Annotated in this window: 15 protein-coding genes; 9 read left to right on the top strand and 6 right to left on the bottom strand. The window is 62.5% G+C overall.

Annotated features, from left to right (window positions below; all coding sequences use genetic code 11):
* Nucleotides 1-70: 70 nt before the first annotated feature.
* The 5 genes from E7T06_RS02020 to E7T06_RS02000 all read right to left on the bottom strand — a co-directional run bounded on the left by E7T06_RS02020 (nucleotide 71) and on the right by E7T06_RS02000 (nucleotide 6464).
* Nucleotides 71-1462, bottom strand: coding sequence for an FAD-linked oxidase C-terminal domain-containing protein (locus E7T06_RS02020; protein ID WP_136364184.1), 1392 nt, complete (start codon nucleotides 1460-1462; stop codon nucleotides 71-73).
* Nucleotides 1459-2178, bottom strand: a complete 720-nt coding sequence (locus E7T06_RS02015; protein WP_136364183.1) for an ABC transporter ATP-binding protein — start codon at nucleotides 2176-2178, stop codon at nucleotides 1459-1461. Before E7T06_RS02015 ends, E7T06_RS02020 begins: the two co-directional genes overlap by 4 nt.
* Entirely contained in the window at nucleotides 2175-3950 is a 1776-nt protein-coding gene (locus tag E7T06_RS02010; protein ID WP_136364182.1) for a branched-chain amino acid ABC transporter ATP-binding protein/permease, read from the bottom strand. The genes E7T06_RS02015 and E7T06_RS02010 overlap by 4 nt, the downstream gene beginning before the upstream one ends.
* 67 nt (nucleotides 3951-4017) lie before the next feature.
* A complete protein-coding gene (locus E7T06_RS02005) occupies nucleotides 4018-5067 on the bottom strand; it encodes a branched-chain amino acid ABC transporter permease (RefSeq protein WP_136364181.1) in 1050 nt (349 codons plus the stop codon).
* Between the two features lie 245 nt (nucleotides 5068-5312).
* Nucleotides 5313-6464, bottom strand: a complete 1152-nt coding sequence (locus E7T06_RS02000; RefSeq protein ID WP_136364180.1) for an ABC transporter substrate-binding protein — start codon at nucleotides 6462-6464, stop codon at nucleotides 5313-5315.
* A gap of 204 nt (nucleotides 6465-6668) precedes the next feature.
* Between E7T06_RS02000 and E7T06_RS01995 the strand changes: the two genes are divergently transcribed.
* Both E7T06_RS01995 and E7T06_RS01990 read left to right on the top strand, forming a co-directional pair.
* Complete coding sequence (locus E7T06_RS01995) at nucleotides 6669-7637, top strand: hypothetical protein (protein ID WP_136364179.1); 969 nt, start codon at nucleotides 6669-6671, stop codon at nucleotides 7635-7637.
* Between the two features lie 53 nt (nucleotides 7638-7690).
* On the top strand, nucleotides 7691-8656 hold the full coding sequence (locus E7T06_RS01990) for a DUF1731 domain-containing protein (protein ID WP_136364178.1): 966 nt from the start codon (nucleotides 7691-7693) through the stop codon (nucleotides 8654-8656).
* Nucleotides 8657-8658: 2 nt separating this feature from the next.
* On the opposite strand, the gene E7T06_RS01985 is transcribed toward E7T06_RS01990, so the two are convergent.
* Nucleotides 8659-9888 (bottom strand): helix-turn-helix domain-containing protein, encoded by a 1230-nt coding sequence (locus tag E7T06_RS01985; protein ID WP_136364177.1) that lies wholly within the window; start codon nucleotides 9886-9888, stop codon nucleotides 8659-8661.
* Nucleotides 9889-10009: 121 nt separating this feature from the next.
* On the opposite strand from E7T06_RS01985, the gene E7T06_RS01980 reads away from it, so the two are divergent.
* From E7T06_RS01980 to hpaI, 7 genes are all read left to right on the top strand, one after another.
* Nucleotides 10010-10810 carry a fumarylacetoacetate hydrolase family protein gene (locus E7T06_RS01980; protein ID WP_136364176.1) on the top strand — a complete coding sequence of 267 codons (801 nt, stop codon included), beginning with the start codon at nucleotides 10010-10012 and terminating at the stop codon, nucleotides 10808-10810.
* A gap of 62 nt (nucleotides 10811-10872) precedes the next feature.
* On the top strand, nucleotides 10873-11619 hold the full coding sequence (locus tag E7T06_RS01975; protein WP_136364175.1) for a hypothetical protein: 747 nt from the start codon (nucleotides 10873-10875) through the stop codon (nucleotides 11617-11619).
* An 8-nt stretch (nucleotides 11620-11627) separates the two neighbouring features.
* Complete coding sequence (gene hpaE, locus E7T06_RS01970) at nucleotides 11628-13193, top strand: 5-carboxymethyl-2-hydroxymuconate semialdehyde dehydrogenase (protein ID WP_240740800.1); 1566 nt, start codon at nucleotides 11628-11630, stop codon at nucleotides 13191-13193.
* Between the two features lie 124 nt (nucleotides 13194-13317).
* On the top strand, nucleotides 13318-14805 hold the full coding sequence (gene hpaB / locus E7T06_RS01965) for a 4-hydroxyphenylacetate 3-monooxygenase, oxygenase component (protein WP_136364173.1): 1488 nt from the start codon (nucleotides 13318-13320) through the stop codon (nucleotides 14803-14805).
* Nucleotides 14798-15781, top strand: a complete 984-nt coding sequence (hpaD, locus tag E7T06_RS01960) for a 3,4-dihydroxyphenylacetate 2,3-dioxygenase (RefSeq protein WP_136364172.1) — start codon at nucleotides 14798-14800, stop codon at nucleotides 15779-15781. The genes hpaB and hpaD overlap by 8 nt, the downstream gene beginning before the upstream one ends.
* Before the next feature lie 12 nt (nucleotides 15782-15793).
* Nucleotides 15794-16633: a 2-oxo-hept-4-ene-1,7-dioate hydratase gene (gene hpaH / locus E7T06_RS01955; protein ID WP_136364171.1), complete on the top strand. Its 840-nt coding sequence runs from the start codon at nucleotides 15794-15796 to the stop codon at nucleotides 16631-16633.
* Nucleotides 16623-17405 carry a 4-hydroxy-2-oxoheptanedioate aldolase gene (gene hpaI / locus E7T06_RS01950; RefSeq protein ID WP_136364170.1) on the top strand — a complete coding sequence of 261 codons (783 nt, stop codon included), beginning with the start codon at nucleotides 16623-16625 and terminating at the stop codon, nucleotides 17403-17405. Before hpaH ends, hpaI begins: the two co-directional genes overlap by 11 nt.
* Nucleotides 17406-17434 lie beyond the last annotated feature (29 nt).

The raw sequence follows: 17434 nt of genomic DNA, 5'->3' as shown, positions 1-17434 counted from the left end.
TTGCTTCCCTTCAAGGGGGGCTGGCTGCGGAGCAGACTGGGAATTCACCTTGCACCATAGAAGAAACCGCTCACTCTCCCACCACCTTCTCCGGATTCAGCAAATTCAAAGGGTCAAACAGGTTCTTCACGTCCCGCATCATGTCCAGCGCCTCGCCGTGTTCTTCACGCATATACACGCGTTTGCGGAGGCCCACGCCGTGTTCCCCCGTGCAGGTACCGCCCACCGACAGCGCGTGCAGGGCAATAGCGTGCAGCGCGTGATCTATGTGTGCCCAAGCTTTGGCATCTTCGGGCGGCGCGTGCATCAGCAGATGCAAGTTGCCGTCTCCGATATGCCCCACCAACGGGGCAGTAAGGGCGTGTTGGGAGAGAGTTTCAGTCATGAAGCCCACCGTTTCGGCGAGAGCCGACAGCGGGACGCAGACATCACCGATACGGGTGGAGTGGCCTGGCCATGCAGCGCGGAGAGCGTCATAGACGCCGTGCCGTGCCGCCCACAAGTCGCTTTGGGCTTCAGGCGTGCGGGCCTCGCCTACCACTTGCCCGCCAGTATCGGCAGCCACTTCGCGCAGCAGGGCCAAGCTCGCTTCGGCGTCGGCAATGTCACGGCCTGCGAGTTCCACCCAGAGCGTCGGCAACTCTGGGTCATGGCGGCCGCGCTGGCGGTTCACGGCGGCCACCGTGTCGGCGTCTACAAATTCCAGCCGTTCGGGGGTCAGGCCCAGGCCCCGGAGGGCGACACTGGCAGACACGGCGGCGGCCACATCGGGAAAGGCGAGTTGGGCACTGACGGTAGCGGGCGGAAGCGGATGCAGCCGCAGCGTCAGCGACGTAATGACGCCCAAGGTGCCCTCAGAGCCGATCAGAAGCTGCTTGAGCGCGTAGCCGCTGCTGCTTTTTCGAGCCAAACTGCCCAGATTCAGCACGCGGCCATCCATCAGAGCCACGCGCAGGGCCATCACGTTTTCACGCATGCCGCCGTAGCGCACAGTCGTCGTGCCGCTGGCGTTGGTGGCGGCCATGCCGCCCAACGTGGCGTCTGCACCGGGATCGACGGGGAAAAACAGGCCGTGTGGCCGCAGGCGACGGTTCAGCGCGATCCGCCGCACCCCCGGCCCCACCCGCACCGTGAACCCCACCGAATCGAAGTCAGAAATGCTGTCCAGTGCGCCCAGATCGAGGCTGATACCACCGAGAGACGGCAACACCGCCCCTTCCAAACTGGTGCCCGCGCCCCAAGGCGTGACCGGAACACCAAACTCACGCGCCACCGCCAAAGTTGCCAGAATATCGGCCTCGGAGTGGGCAAAAACCACTGCGCCGGGAAGGGACGTGAACGGTACGCCCTCATCGTGGGCATGGCCCGCCAAGTCGCCGGGGGCGAGGCTGACACGCCCACCAGAATTAGGCTCTGGCAGGGCGGATTGGAGCGCCGCCTGCCAGTTCGTCGCCTCGGTCACTTCCCAGTCCCCAAGTAGCTGGCCACCACTGCCGGATCGTGGGCGAGGTCGGCGGCTGGCCCACTCAGGCGCACTTGCCCGCCTTCCAGCACATAGCCGAAATCGCTGATGGCGAGGGCGGCCCGGGCATTTTGTTCCACCAGCAGCACCGTGACGCCCGCATCGCGCAGTTCGGCCACGATCCGCAAAATCTCGCGCACGATCAGGGGGGCGAGGCCGAGGCTGGGTTCATCGAGGAGGAGCAGTTTGGGGCGGGCCATCAGCGCGCGGCCAATGGCGAGCATCTGCTGTTCGCCGCCCGACAGGGTTCCGGCCAACTGCTTGCGGCGCTCTTCTAAGCGTGGAAAACGGGTGAACACGCCGCCCAAGTCGCCTGCGCCCTCGCGCCTGCGGGTGTATGCGCCCAGCCGCAGATTGTCTTCCACGGTCATGGAGGAAAACAGTTCGCGGCGTTCGGGCACCAGCGTCATGCCCGCCGCCACCCGCGATTCCAGCGGCGTATGGGCCAAGGTGCGGCCCGCGTACTCCACCCGGCCACGCGACGGCAACGCCCCCATGATCGCGCCCAGCAAAGTGCTTTTGCCCGCGCCATTGGCCCCGATGACACTCACGATTTGGCCCGCGCCCACGCTGAGGCTCACGCCCTGTACAGCTTCCACGCGCCCATAACTGACGTGCAGATCGTGAACCTCCAGCAACGGAGAAACAGCGGTCATGCGGCCCCCTCTTCCACATCCGCGCCCAGATACGCCTCGCGCACGGCGGGATTGTCGCGCACCTGCTGCGGGTTGCCCTGCGCCAACTCCTGCCCGCCGTTCATGACTACCAACCGGTCTACCAGATTCATCACCAAATCCATGTCGTGCTCCACGATCAAAATAGTCACGCCCTCATCTCGCAGTCGCCGGAGTAAGGCCGACAGTTCCGCCTTTTCGCCGTAACGCAGGCCCGCAGCGGGTTCGTCCAGCAGCAAAAAGGCAGGGTCGGCGGTGAGGGCGCGGGCGATTTCCAGCAGGCGTTGCTGCCCTAGCGCGAGGTTTCCGGCCTGATCGAAAGCGCGGTCACGCAGCCCTACGCGCTCCAGTTGGGCCAGCGCGACACCCTGCAACGCCGCTTCCTCGCGCCGCTCTAGGTGCAGCAGGCTCGCTACTATTCCAGCTTTTCCGCGTGCATAGCCACCCATCATGGCGTTTTCCAGCAGGCTCAGTTCTGGAAACAGGCGCACATGCTGAAAGGTGCGGGCCACGCCGAGGCGGTGAATGGTGCGGGCGGGCAGGCGCGTGGCGTCGCGGCCCAGCAGGTTCACGCTGCCGCGAGTGGCTGGATTTACACCCGTAATCAGGTTGAACATCGTGCTTTTGCCTGCTCCGTTGGGGCCGATCAGGCCCACGATTTCACCTGCCTGCACGTCAAAACTCACGTCCGACACGGCTTTCAGGCCACCGAACTGTTTCACGGCGTCCTGCACGTTCAGAATGACGCTGCCCGGTGTGGGGTCGGGGCGGTGAGGGAAAGTGAGGGCGCGGGCCAGCAGGCGCGGCGTTCCGGCGGGCACAAGGCGTTCCAGCAGCGGCCACAGCCCCCGCCGCGCAAATTGCAGCACCAGAATAATGATGATGCCCAGCACGATCACTTCATAATTGCCGCCTGTGCCCAGCAAAGAGGGCAGCACGTTTTGCAGAACTTCCCGCAGCGCCGTAATCAGGACTGCGCCCGCCACGCCGCCCCACACGTAGCCCGCGCCGCCCAGCACGGCCATAAACAGGTACTCGATGCCCACATTCAGGCCAAACGGAGTGGGATTCACGAACCGCTGCTGGTGCGCGTACAGCCAACCCGCCGCCGAAGCGAACACCGAACTAAGGACGAAGACTTGCACCCGCAGCGAAAAAGTGTTGGCCCCGAACGCCTCGGCCACAACTGTGCCGGAGCGCAGCGCCCGCATGGCCCGCCCGACGCGGCTGGACAGCAAAAATTGCGCGGCCACGATGCCCAGCGCCAAAAACACAAGCGCGAGGTACGCAAAGCGCCGGGGGTCGGTCAGGTCTAGGCCGAACACATTGACGGGCGGAATGCCCCGCAGCCCAGTAAAGCCGCCCAGCGCGGGCGAATTACCGAACACGTAGTACAGGCTGATGCCCCAAGCAATGGTCGCCAGCGGCAAATAGTGCCCCTGCATTCGCAAAGTTGCCAGCCCCAGCAGCGCCGCCACACCTGCCGTGACCACCATTCCGGCGGGCAGCGTCAGCCACGGATTCCAGCCGTACACCGTGGTGAGCAGCGCGGTGGTGTACGCGCCTACGCCCATAAACGCCGCTTGGCCGAAGCTGGTCAGGCCCGCCACGCCCGTCAGCAACACGAGGCCCACCACCGTCAGGGCCGCGATAGCCACGTTGGTCAGCAGCGTGACCTGAAACACAGGCAGCACGGCGGGTAGGGCAAGGGCGATCAGGACGGCGACGAGAGTCAGGATGAGGCGGGGAGTCATCGGACAGCTCCCACTTCGAAGCGTTCCCACGCGCTCTGCGCGGTTTGCGGCTGCGCCTTAAACGGAATCATTCGTCTTCCTCGTCATGGTGTTTGCTGCTCAGGCTGCGCCACAACAGCACCGGCAAAATCAGGGTAAACACGATCACTTCCTTCCACTGGCTGAGGCTGAAGCTGGCGTAACTCTCGATCAGGCCTACCAATAGTGCGCCCAGCGCCGCCACCGGATAAGACACGAGGCCGCCAATAATTGCTCCCACGAACCCCTTCAGGCCGATGAGGAAGCCCGTGTCGTAGCTGACGGCGATGCTGGGGCCGATGAGCAGGCCGCTGAGTGCCCCGATAAGTGCCGCCACCGTAAAGGCCAGTGAACCCGCCGCTGTAGGCCGAATGCCCACCAGCCGTGCACCCATGCGGTTGACGGCGGTGGCCCGCAGCGCCTTGCCCGTCAGCGTGCGGTCAAAAAAGTAATACAGCGCCAGCATCAGCACTGCCGACACCAGAATCACCAACAGGCTTTGGTTGCTGAGGGTCACGCCGCCCAGCGCGGTATTCCCTTCGGCAAAGGCGGGAGTGCGGCTGCCCTCCGGCCCGAAAAACACCAAGCCGAGACCCACCAACACCAGATGCAGCGCCACAGACGCAATGAGCAGCACCAGCACCGACGCGTTACGGAGCGGCTGAAACACCACGCGGTAGAGCAGCGGCCCCAGCGGAACCACCAGCAGGAGGGTGAGCAGGACTTGCACCAACAGCGGCGCTTTGGCGGCGGCCAGCGTGGTGGTCAGTGCCCAGACTCCCGCGCCCAGGGCCACACCTGAGCCAGCAGCAAGACCCGCCGCCCGTCCATCGCCGCGGCGGAGGGCTTCTACGACGTTCAGCACGGTAGAAATAGCCAGCAGCACCAGCAGCAGCGTCAGCGTGCCGGGAACGCGGCCCAGTTGTAGGCTCGCCAGGGTCAACGTTCCGAACATAACGAACTCGCCCTGCGGCACGAAAATCACGCGGGTCACAGCGAACACCAGCACCAGCGCCAGCGAAAGCAGCGCGTACACCGCGCCGTTGGTCAGACCATCGGCAGTCAGAATAGGGAAAATGGCAGGATCGAAAATATTCAAAGCGAGGCCTTTTGATGCTAGGGAAGGTGCAGATAAGGAAAAAGCTACGGGCCCGAGCATGCTTGCTCACGGCCCATAGCCCATAGCTCAAGGCCTACGACTCGTATAGATTCAGATGAAAAGCGGTGCATTTGCGCTTTTCATCCGAGCAGAGCGAGAAGGAAATGTACGGATTCCGGGAGATGAACGAACAGGCGGTGCTTTCCCGACTGGACGGGAATCAGACGGAATCCGTGATCAAAGCTTTACTTGATCAACTTCCAAGTGTTGTTCACGACTTGCACCATGACGCGGCTGCGGGCGTCTAGGCCAAGGTGATCGGTGGCGCTGAGGTTGAAAATGCCGTGTGCGCCGATGATGTTGCGTGTGCCTTGCAGGGCGTCTCGCAGAGCTTCACGGAAGTCGGCGGTGCCGGGTTTGGCTTTTTTCAGGGCCACTGGAATAGCTTTTTGCATCAGCAGGCCCGCGTCCCACATGTGCGCCCCAAACGTGCTGACCGAATTCTGGCCGTATTTGCCCTCATAGAGATTGCTGTAAGCCAGTCCGACTTTTTTCATGGGGTTCGAATCGGGCAATTGATCGGCCACCAGCACGGGGCCAGCGGGCAGGATCGCGCCCTCGACGTCTTTGCCGCCCACACGCAGGAAATCGGCGTTGGCGACGCCGTGCGTCTGGTAAATTTTGCCCGCGTACCCGCGGTCATTCAGGGTTTTTTGGGGCAGCACGGCGGGCACGCCCGACGCACCGACCAGCACGGCGTCGGGCTTGGCGGCCAGCACTTTCAACACTTGGCCGGTCACGCTGGTATCGGTGCGGGCGTAGCGTTCGGTGGCCACCACCCGGATGCCCCGTGCGGCGGCGTTCTTCTGCAACTCGGCCAGCCAGCCTTCGCCGTAGGCATCGTTGAAGCCAATGTATCCCACAGTTTTGACCTTGTTTTGCTGCATATGCGCCACGATGGCCGCTGCCATCAATGCGTCGGTTTGCGGCGTTTTGAAGACCCAAGAGCGGCGGGCATCTACCGGCTTGATGATGCTTTCGGAGGCGGCCAGAGAGATCATCGGCGTCTTGCTTTCGGCCGCCACGTCAATCATGGCGAGGCTGGCAGGGGTAGTGGTGGTGCCGATAATCAGGTCGACTTTGTTTTCCTGAATCAGCTTGCGGGCGTTGGTCACGGCAGTGGTGGTGTCGCTGGCATCGTCCAAAATGGTGTAGATGATCTTTTGGCCGCCGATGGTTTGGGGCAGCAGGGCCACCGTGTTCCGTTCGGGAATACCGAGGCTGGCGGCGGGGCCAGTGGCCGAAACGATTACGCCCACCCGCACATCGGCGAGGGCCAGCGAGGACACGGCGAGAAGTGCAGTGAGGGTCAGACGGGCCTGATGGGAACGCTTCATGGGTGAACCTCCATACGCCGCCGAGCGGGAAACTGGGCGGGAAAACTGGCAACTTGGATTAGAGGGATGGTAGCAGAAAAAGCGGTCAGGCTAACAAGCGTTAGCCAACGCGGGGCAATCAAACCTAGAGGCAACGGGGGCAGAGGGCGGCAACCGTCACCCGCCTGACGTTTGGCTGTTTGGGAGGCCCTACAGTGAGGCACGATGCCCCGGCCTCCGCTCCCCATTCGCCCCACCTCAGTTGCCGCGCTACTGACGGCGGCCCTGCTGTCCAGCTGTGCGCCGCTGACGTGGCGCCCCGGTGCGTCGCCTGCGCTGAACCTGAATGCCGCGCCGCCCGATGTGGTGCTGCTCAGCGTTTCGGGACGCTGCGGCCCCCCCTGCGCCGCCCCGCGTGACGATTGGGATTCGCTGACGCCGAGGGGGACGGTAGACGCTGTGGCCAATGCCTTGGCCGCCACAGGCCTGAGCGTGCAGGTGGCTGGGTACGCCAGCAACGCCAACGAAACTTTTTTCTCGAGGCAGGTCTTGGCCTTTCAACCCGGCTTCGGGGCGCTGGTGCGTGACCTAGACCGCATGAAAACGTCTTGGCTGGCCGGGCCGAATCCGCCGCGTCTGGTGTTGCTGGGCCACTCGCAGGGCGTGATCTGGACGCATTACCTGACGCGCATCAACCCAGATGTCCGCTTTTCGCTGCTGATCGACCTAGACGGAAGTTGCACCTTCTGGACGGCAGACCGCGCCACCGACCGGCCGCCCGTACCGCTGAATTATCCGGCCCCCGGCCTGCCTAAGCCCGCCCAAGCCTGCGATAATTTGGCGACTTCGGCGGGTACGCTGCGCGGCAAGGATGTCGTGTGGCCCAACGTAGAACGCAATTTAGAGGTGCAGAGCAAGCGCCTGCCTGCCCGCACCAGTCCGGCGGGTGGCCTGCCCATCAATTACCTGTTCGACCTGACCCGCAACGCCCGCCCAGATGGGAGCCGCACCGGAATTGAGACGTTCGTGTCGGTGCGCGAAGACCACAGCGCCATTTCTAGCCCCCGCAGCGACGCTGTGCGCTGGATATCGGAACACGCGACCCAGTTGACTGTGGGCTGGAAACTTCAGCGCCCAGATCAGATACAGACAGACCAGATTCAGACCGGAGACGCGGCCCCCGGCACACCCTGACGGCTGGGCGGAGCGGGCCATCTGTCCAGACTGGCCGAGCGTAACTTAGAGCCATGCACACAAAGCAGGCGCGGCGCATGGTCATCGCGGGCGGTTCAGGATTTTTGGGCCGCGCACTGGCACGGTATGTTGCTGCGCCAGCGCAGGGCGCTTGGGATGTGATCATCCTCTCGCGTTCGGCACCCTCCATGCCCACTCCGGCCCGCTGGGTGCAGTGGGACGGCGTGCGGCAAGGCGCGTGGGCGCGTGAACTGAACGGCGCGCAGGCAGTGGTGAACTTGGCGGGCCGAACGGTGAATTGCCGCTACACCGCTCAGAACATGCTGGACATCTACACGTCGCGCCTTCTCAGCACCCGTGCGCTGGGCCGAGCGATTCAGGAGGCCGCCCAGCCACCCCACGTCTGGCTGAATTCCAGCACCGCCACCTTCTACCGAGATGCCCGCGACCACGCCCAAACCGAAGCAGCGGGCGACATCGGCAGCGGCTTTAGCGTGGATGTGGCCCGCCGCTGGGAAGCCGCGCTGATGGAAGAAGAATTGCCCCAGACCCGGCGCGTGGCCCTGCGAACCGCGATGGTGTACGGCGTGGGTGCAGGCGGCGTGATGCAAACCACCGACGCTGTGGTGCGGCTGGGCGGCGCAGGCGCGATGGCGGGCGGCGGGCAATACGTCTCATGGATTCATGAGCGTGATTTTTGCCGGGCCATAGAGTTTTTGATCGAACACGACTTAGCAGGCGGCGTGAACGTCAGCGCTCCCGAACCTCTGCCCAACCGGGAGTTTTTGCGCGGTTACCGGGCCGCGTGGGGCGTGCCGCTGGGGATTCCGTCTACCGCTGGCCTGATCGGTTTGGGCGCACGGGTGATGAAGTCTGAAGCAGAACTGCTCCTCAAGAGCCGCTGGGTTACACCGGAGCGTCTGCTCAAGGCGGGCTTTGTCTTCGAGTTTCCACAGTGGGCCGGAGCTATTGCCGAGTTGGTACACACAGCCCGTGCAGAGGGTCACGCGCAGCGGTAAGGTCAGCCCTCCTCCGCCCCAAACGCCAAATACAGCCGGGCCAGCAGTTGAGGATCGCTAAGGCTGCCGCCCAAGACTTCCTCGGCGCGGCGCAGGCGGTAACGTAGGGTATTGACGTGCAGATTTTGGCGCATTGCCAGCAGCGACAGCGAACCTGTGTGCGTCAGGTAGGCCCGCAAGGTAGTCTCTATGCGCCCATCGTCGTCCAGCACGGCCAAGCGGGCCCGAATCTGGGCTTTCAAGGTGCCCAGTGCGCCGCCCGACAGCAAGGCATACAGCGCGTCCATCGAGTGAAACAGCGTGAACCCGCGTGTCTCACGGGTGGCAGCGAGGGCTTGCCGGGCCTCGTTCAGCGCAGCGCGGGCCGTTCCTGCCCCCACATGCCGCCCGCTGACCCCGAGGCGCACATCCTGAGCAGTCGAGGCGGTCAGGGCGGCGTGCAAACCAACTGATTCCCGCTCTAGCTCGTGCGTGGGCCACAACCACACGGCGCGGTTGTCTTGCACAGTGCAGTAGACCAGTCCGGCCCGCTCAGACGCCAACTCTGGCCCAGGCGTGCGCTCAAAAAAGTAGCCTTCGCCCACTGCTGCCAACACATCCAGCGCGGCGGCACGGGCGGTGCGTGCCCGGACGCCGGGAGCCGATTCGGAAGAGAAGGCAGCCACAGCCACAGCGTAGGATTCGCCGTCCAAAACAGCATTCTCGGAACCATTGCCCAGCAGCAAAGCGTCCAGCGTGCGCTCGCCCACCCGACGCCGTGCCGCGCCCGCCGCCGCCGATTGCAAGCGCGCCAGCAGCGCATATTCGGCAGCGATGGGCAAGATGGCCTGCCACTGGGCGGGTACGTCCAACAACAGCGCCCCCACATGCCGCCCGCCGTGCATCAGGCGCAGCGAGAGAGGCTCACCTGTAGGCAAGCCTGCACAAGCCACCACGTCGCCCCAACTGGCCCGGATTTCGGCGCGGCCTCCAGTCAGACGGGCCAAGAGTGCGGTAAGTTCTTGCTCTGGGCGGACATGCAGCATGGATTCACGCAATGCCGAGAGCAAGGCAGGAAGTGCGGCGGGGGCCAATGCTTCTTGCGCCAAAAGTCCAAGAGCAGCTTCTTGCACTTGTTTCGCAGACACAGCAGGAAGCAGTGCAGCAGCTTCTTCCAGCGTTCCAAAGGTCTTTTGCCCTTGCTTTCCGTTGGGCAGATGTAGAGAAACCCGCAACTGGGTAAGGTTGGGCATTTGTCGCATTGTACAAAGCAGACGAACACAATCCACATTTTGTCTAAAAGGCAGCGGAGTGTTGGGCTTATGCTGAGCAAATCAACAATCCAACGTTCTCTCCACCAAAGGAGTCTCAACCTTGAAATACGCCAGATTTATTGTTGGGGGCCGGCAGCTTAAAGGCCACCTGCACGACGGAAAATTGATAGATGCTGCTGGTGTCGCCCATGACCCTGCCGCCGTGCAATTTATGTTGCCCGTAGACCCGCCCAAAGTAATCGCGCTGGCACTGAATTACAACGACCACGCAGGCGAATTGGGCCTGACGCAACCCAGCGAACCGGCCCTGTTCTGGAAACCCAACACCACTTTGCTGCCTCACGGCGGAACGGTAATTTATCCGCGTGGCGCAGAATTTATGCACTATGAGGTGGAATTAGGCGTGATCCTTGGCCGCGACGCCCGCCGCGTGAAGGCCAAAGATGCAATGGATTATGTGGGCGGTTACACCATCGGGAATGATCTGGTGGTGCGCGATTACGTGACCAACACGTTCCGGCCCCCGATGCGCGGCAAAGGCTGGGATACATTTGGCCCGCTGGGGCCGTACTACGTGACCGCCGACGAGGTAGCCGACCCGCACAATCTGACACTGACGGCGCACGTCAACGGTGAGTTGCGGCAGCAGGGCAGCACCCGCGACATGATTTTCTCAATTCCCGAATTGATCGAGCATATTTCACGCTTCATGACCCTGCAGGAAAACGACGTGATCTTGACGGGCACGCCCAAAGGCATCAGCCATGTGCGCCCCGGCGACGTGATGACGTTGGAAGTGGAAGGCCTCGGCGTTCTGCAAAACGGGATTGAGGAAGAGGATGAGGGTGCGGAGCCGATTACGGGGAAGGAAAGCAAAGAAGGCGAGTGGGACGGGCGATGAAAGGCGATGAGTGGTCAGCCAATTTGGGGCGAAAGCTCATGCGTGGAGAGCAGTCTGCGGGTATGACTTTTCGACTCTTCCTGCTGGCTCTGACCCTCGCCGCTTCTGGTTCTGCCGCCGCTCAAGCCGCTTACCGGATGGATTCTTACGTGACGCTGAACGGCAAAACGCAGCCCGCCTTTGCTTGGTGCGATGCTCCTGACCGCGTGCTGGCACTGACCAACCCAGCCAAAGCACCCGCCTCACCGCAGCCTGTGACGCTGGCCCGCTGGCTGAAGCGTGCGCCCAATAAGATTCAAACCGGAACCTATCAACTGGGGCCGGGAGAGGGAGCGGCGGGAACGATTTTTGTGGCTCTGAATCCAGCCAAACAGCCTGATTCGGACGGCAATGTACGCCTCAGCAACGTGCTGAACGTTAACGACCCCGCTTACCGCATGAGCGCCGTGAACGGTTTCAAAACGCCTTATGAGGATGTGCGCTGCCGCTACGTGCCGGACGCCGCTTTTATGGGCGTAACCGCCAAACGCACCGTCATCATTTGGGAAAACGGTGGCAAGATTACCTATGCCACACGCAATTTTGACGGCACGCTGGAAGTTTATTTGACGGGCGGCACGGTGGCGCACGATGACATTGGCCCGGAATACACCTTCAATAAAGCCGGCTATACCTATCTGATTAAATTTCATCCCTACGCCGCGTTTGTGCAGGTAAAGCAGGGCACAAAGCTGTTGCAAACCGAACCGTTCCTCGCCTATTCCATCAGCACGCCACTCACCCGCACGCCTACTCAGGAGCAACCATGACCCAAACGATGCTTCCCAAAACGACGCACCCGAACGTAGAAAAAGCGGCAGCTCTTGTAGCCAAGCTTCAGCCCCTACGCCATCTGATCGGCGGGCACTGGGCAGAATCGGACGGGGGCGAACGCTTCGACTCGGTGAATCCTCACGATGGCAGCGTGCTGACCAGCGCCCCCAGCGGCACGGCGGGCGACATTGACCGCGCTGCCCGCGCTGCCCACGGCGCCTTCCAAATCTGGCGCAACGTGAGCGGGGCCGAACGCCGCCGCCTGCTGCACCGTATCGCCGACCGAATCGAGGCCCGCGCCGACGAAATCGCCTTGCTGGAGAGCCTCGACACCGGGCAGGCCATCCGCTTTATGAAATCGGCGGCCATACGCGGGGCTGAGAACTTCCGCTTTTTTGCCGACCGTGCCCCCAGTGCAAACGATGGCCAAAGCCTTCCTGCACCCGGGTTTATCAACTACACCCTGCGCCAACCGATTGGCCCGGTGGGAGTGATTACGCCGTGGAATACGCCGTTTATGCTGAGTACTTGGAAGATTGCCCCAGCATTGGCGGCGGGCTGCACGGTGGTCCACAAACCCGCCGAATGGAGTCCGGTAACGGCCACGCTGCTGGCCGAAATCATGAACGGCGTGTTCGAGGAAGCGGGGTTGCCCGGCGGCATCGTGAATGTGGTGCACGGCTACGGCGAAAGCGCGGGCAAGGCGCTGACCGAACACCCGCTGATTCAGGCGGTGGCCTTTGTGGGCGAGACGACGACGGGCAGCCACATCATGCGGCAGGGGGCCGACACCCTCAAGCGCGTTCACTTCGAACTGGGCGGCAAGAATCCGGTGGTGGTGTTCGACGATGCCGATCTAGAAAAAGCGCTGGACGCCGTCGTCTTCATGATTTACAGCCTGAACGGGGAACGTTGCACCAGCTCCAGCCGGGTGCTGATCCAAAGCGGCGTTTACGATGAATTTACCGCCCGCATTGCCGAACGCGCCCGCAATCTGCGCGTGGGCCACCCGCTCGACCCCGCCACCGAAGTCGGGCCGCTGATTCACCCCCGGCACACGGGCAAAGTCACCTCCTACTTTGATTTGGCGCAGGATGAAGGCGCGACCATTGCGGCGGGTGGAGAAGCGCGGGGCGGAAATTATGTGGCCCCCACGCTGTTTACCGGGGCGCGGGCCGACATGCGAATTGCTCAAGAAGAAATCTTTGGCCCGGTGCTGACCGCTATCCCCTTTGCCGACGAAGCCGAAGCCCTGAGCGTCGCCAACGGCGTGCGCTACGGCCTCGCCGCCTACCTCTGGACGAACGACATTACCCGCGCCCACCGCTTTGCCCAGCAAGTGGAAGCGGGCATGGTCTGGGTCAATTCCGAAAATGTGCGGCATCTGCCCACGCCCTTTGGCGGCGTGAAAAACAGCGGCATCGGGCGCGACGGCGGCGACCATTCCTTCGAGTTCTATATGGAAACCAAAAACATTGCTATCTCGCTGGGCACGCACAAAACGGCGCGGCTGGGCGTGGGGGAAGGGCAGCCAATGCGGGACGGAGTAGATAAGAAGTTGGCGGAGTAATCCCCAATTGCTTCGCAATGTTTCCCTCGAATGGGGAGCAGCTCTGAGTTTTTGTCCTCCCCTTAAGGGGAGGTAGACGCAAAGCGGACAGGGGGTTTTCTGCCCCCAAAAGGAGCACAAACACATGGCTATTCTGACCGGACAGCAGTTTCTAGACCGCCTTCAGCACCAGCCGCCGACGCTGTACATCGACGGCGAGCGCGTCACCGATCCCACCACGCACCCGGCCACGCGCAATATGGCCCGCAGTTTGGCAGGGTTGTACGACCTTCAGCATCAACCCGATTTGCGCGACATGCTCAGTTTTGAAGAGGACGGCGAACACTACGCCATGAGCTTTTTCGTGCCGCGCAGCAAGGCTGATTTGGCCCGGATTGGCAAGGCACATCACCTTCGAGCCAACTATTCCCTCGGCTTTTTGGGCCGTGCGCCCGACTACATGAATGCCAACGTGATGGCCGCCGGATTGGGCGCGGCCTACTTCGGCGCGTGCGGGGCCAGCGGCGAGGGCCAGCGCGATTTTGCAGCCAATATGCGGAACTATTACGAGTTCGTGCGGCGTAACGACCTCTGCCTGACGCACGCGCTGACCAATCCGCAGGTGAACCGGGCCAAGCAAGCCTCCGAGATGCCCGACCCCTATATTGCGCTGGGCGTGGTGGAGGAGCGGGAAGACGGCGTGGTGGTGCGCGGCGCACGCATGATGGCGACCCTGCCGATTGCCGATGAAATCTTGGTGTTTCCGTCAACGGTTCTCAAGGAGAACGCCGACAAATCGCGCTACGCGATGGGCTTTGCGCTGCCGACCAACGCCCCCGGCCTCAGCTTTCAGTGCCGCGAACCGTTCGATATTGGCCGCGACCCCGAAGACCACCCACTGGGCAGCCGCTTTGATGAGCAAGACGCCTTCGTCATCTTCGACGACGTGCTGGTGCCTTGGGAGCGTGTGTTCCTGCTGTACGACACCGAACTGGCGAACAAAGCCTACGCGGGCACCGACGCCGTACTCCACATGGCCTATCAGGTGGTGAATCTGAAAATTGCCAAAACCGAGGCTCTGCTGGGCGTCGCGCAGGGCATCGTGAACGCTATTGGCAGCGGGCAGTTTCAACATGTTCAGGAGAAAGTCAGCGAGTTTATTTTGACGCTGGAAATTATGAAAGCGCTGGAAGTGGCGGCCCGTGACGGCGCAACCCTCAACCAATACGGCGTGATGACCCCGGCGCGTGGCCCACTGGACGCCGCCCGCAACTATTACCCCGCCGTGTACGCCCGCCTGACTGAACTGATTCAGTTGTTGGGCGCGTCGGGAATCATCATGATGCCGAGCAAGGCCGACCGGGAAGGCCCGCTGGGGCCGATGATCGCCAAGTATTTGCAGGCCGGAAACGCCAGCGCCGAAGAACGTCTGAAACTGTTCCGGCTCGCATGGGACATGACCATGAGCAGCTTTGGCGGGCGGCAAAACCTGTATGAAAAGTTCTTTTTCGGCGACCCAGTGAGGATGCGCTCGGCCCTGTACGACGTGTACGACAAAGCGCCGTATGTAGAGCGGATTCACACCTTCCTAAAACGCAGCGAGACGCCCGAAGCCGTGGCCGCCGATGACTGATCTGTCTCAAGGCATGCCCGACATCATCCGGATTGCCCACACTATCTTCACAGTGACGGATTTGGCCGCCAGCCGTGCCTTTTACGTAGACCTGCTGGGCCTGAACGTGCTGCACGAAGAACCGGACGCGCTGTATTTGCGCGGTGTAGAAGACCGCGAATGGACGCTGAAACTAGAACTTGCGGGGCAAGCGGGCGTGCGGCACATTGCTTACCGCGTGCGGGCCGACGCCGATTTGGAACGCATGGCGGCGCTGGCCGAACGCGAAGGCCTCCCCTACCGCTGGGAATCCGAACGAGACCGCCCCCGAATGCTGCGAATGCAAGACCCATTTGGTGTGCCCGTCGCCCTTTTCCGCGAAAGTGTGACGTACCCTTGGCTGCTACAGGACTACCATTTGCACCGGGGGCCGGGCCTGCAACGGGTAGACCATGTGAATGTGATGACGCCCGAAGTGGGCAAGATGCGCGACTGGTATGCCAAAGAACTGGGCTTTCGCACGTCGGAATATACCGAGGACGATGAGGGCCGAATCTGGGCAGCGTGGGTGCAGCGGCGCGGCGGCGTCCACGACCTCGCCATGACCAACGGCACCGGCCCCCGCCTGCATCACTGGGCCTACTGGATGCCCGATGCCATGAGCATTATCCGCACCTGCGACATCTTGGCCGGGGCGCGGCAGCCCGAACGGATAGAGCGCGGTCCCGGACGCCACGGCATTTCCAACGCCTTTTTTCTGTATGTCCGCGACCCGGACGGCCACCGGATCGAACTGTATACCAGCGACTACATCACGGTTGACCCGGATTTCGAGCCGATCCGCTGGCATCTGAACGATCCCCGCCGACAAACCTTGTGGGGAGCCAAAACGCCGCGCAGTTGGTTTGAAGAAGGCTCCAGCCTAGAAGCGTTTGAGGGCGGCTGGATTGAGGCGAAAGAAGGCGAGCTGAAGGGAATGCCGGTTCATGTTATTTAACGTGTGGCAAGGATGACCGACCTTGGGCGCGTCATTCCAGACGGTCAGCTTTCAGCCCTCGCCGCCGAGTTGGAACAGGCCGAGGCCACAGGCGTCACGCTCTCCCCTTTTTCAGAGCGCTTTGCAGGCATGACCATTGCCGATGCCTACGCGGTGCAGCGGGCGTGGGTGGCCCGTAAAGTCAGTACGGGGCGGCGCATTTTGGGCCATAAAATCGGCCTGACTTCGCGGGCCATGCAAATGGCGTCCCAGATCACCGAGCCGGATTACGGGGCGTTGCTGGACGATATGTTCTTCGAGCCGAACGGCGACATTCCGCTGTCGCGCTTCGTAGCCCCGAAGGTCGAAGTGGAACTGGCTTTTCTCCTGAAATCGGAGTTGAATGGCCCCGGCGTAACGCTGCTGGACGTACTGCGGGCCACCGAATACGTGACGCCCGCCGCCGAGATCATCGACGCCCGTATCGAGCGCATCAGCCGTGCCACAGGCAAGCCGCGCCGCGTGCTGGACACCATCAGCGACAATGCCGCCAACGCCGGAATCATTCTGGGTGGGCGGGCGGTGCGCCCCGACGATATAGACCTGCGGTGGGCGGCGGCGCTGTGTATCAGGAACGGTGTCATTGAAGAAACGGGCGTGGCCGCAGGCGTGCTGGGGCACCCAGCAGCGGGCATCGCGTGGCTGGCAAACCGCCTAGCCCCGCATGGCGAGGGCCTCAAGGCCGGAGAAGTGGTCTTGGCCGGATCGTTTACGCGCCCCGTAGACATCGGCACCGGCGACGTATTTACCTTCGACTACGGGCCATTGGGAACCTTTTCTTGCCGATTCGCGGGGGCTGCACGTGGACAGTAACAACACTCTGGCAAATAACACTTTTAAAACGCGCTTGGGTGCTGGCGAACATTTGTTCGGCTTCTGGCTGGCGTTGGCCGATCCTTATAGTGCAGAAATCTGTGCAGGGGCAGGATTCGATTGGCTCTTGATCGACGGCGAACACGCGCCCAACGACCTGCGTTCCACACTGGCACAGCTTCAAGCCGTTGCGCCGTATCCCTCGGCGGCGGTGGTGCGGCCCCCAGTGGGCGACCCCGTGCTGATCAAGCAACTGCTAGACATCGGCGCACGCAACCTGCTGATCCCGATGGTAGAAACGGCGGAGCGAGCCCGCGCAGTGGTGGCTGCAACACGCTATCCGCCGCAGGGCATTCGGGGCGTGGGCAGCGCCTTAGCCCGTGCCAGCGCCTTTTCCCGCGACACTGAGTATGTGCAGCACGCCAACGAGGGCATCTGCCTAATCGTGCAAGTAGAGTCGGCGGCGGCGCTGGGTGAGTTGGAAGACATTGCTGCCACAGACGGTGTAGACGGTGTGTTCATCGGCCCCGCCGACCTCGCCGCCAGCATGGGTCACTTGGGCAATCCCAATCATGCTGATGTTCAGGCCGCAATTCAGGCCGCCGCAGCCCGCCTCAAAGCTGTAGGCAAGCCAGCGGGCATCCTCGCTACCGACGAATCTGTGGCCCGCACCTATTTGGGATGGGGCTATTCGTTTGTCGCCGTAGGGGTAGATGTAACCCTCTTAGCCCGCACCAGCACACAACTTGCCGCCAAGTTCAAACTCAGGTAAATGTTGCTCGTCACGTGACGAGCGGCTTC

The sequence above is a fragment of the Deinococcus sp. Arct2-2 genome (assembly GCF_004801315.1).
GTDB lineage: Bacteria > Deinococcota > Deinococci > Deinococcales > Deinococcaceae > Deinococcus.
Note: the sequence above shows the minus strand (reverse complement) of the source record. Positions and strands in the feature narration are given on the sequence as shown.

What these genes read in the sequence shown, in the direction of transcription:
- E7T06_RS01990 (WP_136364178.1), top strand. Translation starts at nt 7,691, where the DNA reads ATGCACACAAAGCAGGCGCGGCGCATGGTCATCGCGGGCGGTTCAGGA.
- hpaB (WP_136364173.1), top strand. Translation starts at nt 13,318, where the DNA reads ATGGCTATTCTGACCGGACAGCAGTTTCTAGACCGCCTTCAGCACCAG.
- hpaH (WP_136364171.1), top strand. Translation starts at nt 15,794, where the DNA reads ATGACCGACCTTGGGCGCGTCATTCCAGACGGTCAGCTTTCAGCCCTC.
- E7T06_RS01995 (WP_136364179.1), top strand. Translation starts at nt 6,669, where the DNA reads ATGCCCCGGCCTCCGCTCCCCATTCGCCCCACCTCAGTTGCCGCGCTA.
- E7T06_RS02015 (WP_136364183.1), bottom strand. Translation starts at nt 2,178, where the DNA reads ATGACCGCTGTTTCTCCGTTGCTGGAGGTTCACGATCTGCACGTCAGT.
- E7T06_RS02000 (WP_136364180.1), bottom strand. Translation starts at nt 6,464, where the DNA reads ATGAAGCGTTCCCATCAGGCCCGTCTGACCCTCACTGCACTTCTCGCC.
- E7T06_RS01975 (WP_136364175.1), top strand. Translation starts at nt 10,873, where the DNA reads ATGACTTTTCGACTCTTCCTGCTGGCTCTGACCCTCGCCGCTTCTGGT.
- hpaE (WP_240740800.1), top strand. Translation starts at nt 11,628, where the DNA reads ATGCTTCCCAAAACGACGCACCCGAACGTAGAAAAAGCGGCAGCTCTT.
- E7T06_RS01985 (WP_136364177.1), bottom strand. Translation starts at nt 9,888, where the DNA reads ATGCCCAACCTTACCCAGTTGCGGGTTTCTCTACATCTGCCCAACGGA.
- E7T06_RS02010 (WP_136364182.1), bottom strand. Translation starts at nt 3,950, where the DNA reads ATGACTCCCCGCCTCATCCTGACTCTCGTCGCCGTCCTGATCGCCCTT.
- hpaD (WP_136364172.1), top strand. Translation starts at nt 14,798, where the DNA reads ATGACTGATCTGTCTCAAGGCATGCCCGACATCATCCGGATTGCCCAC.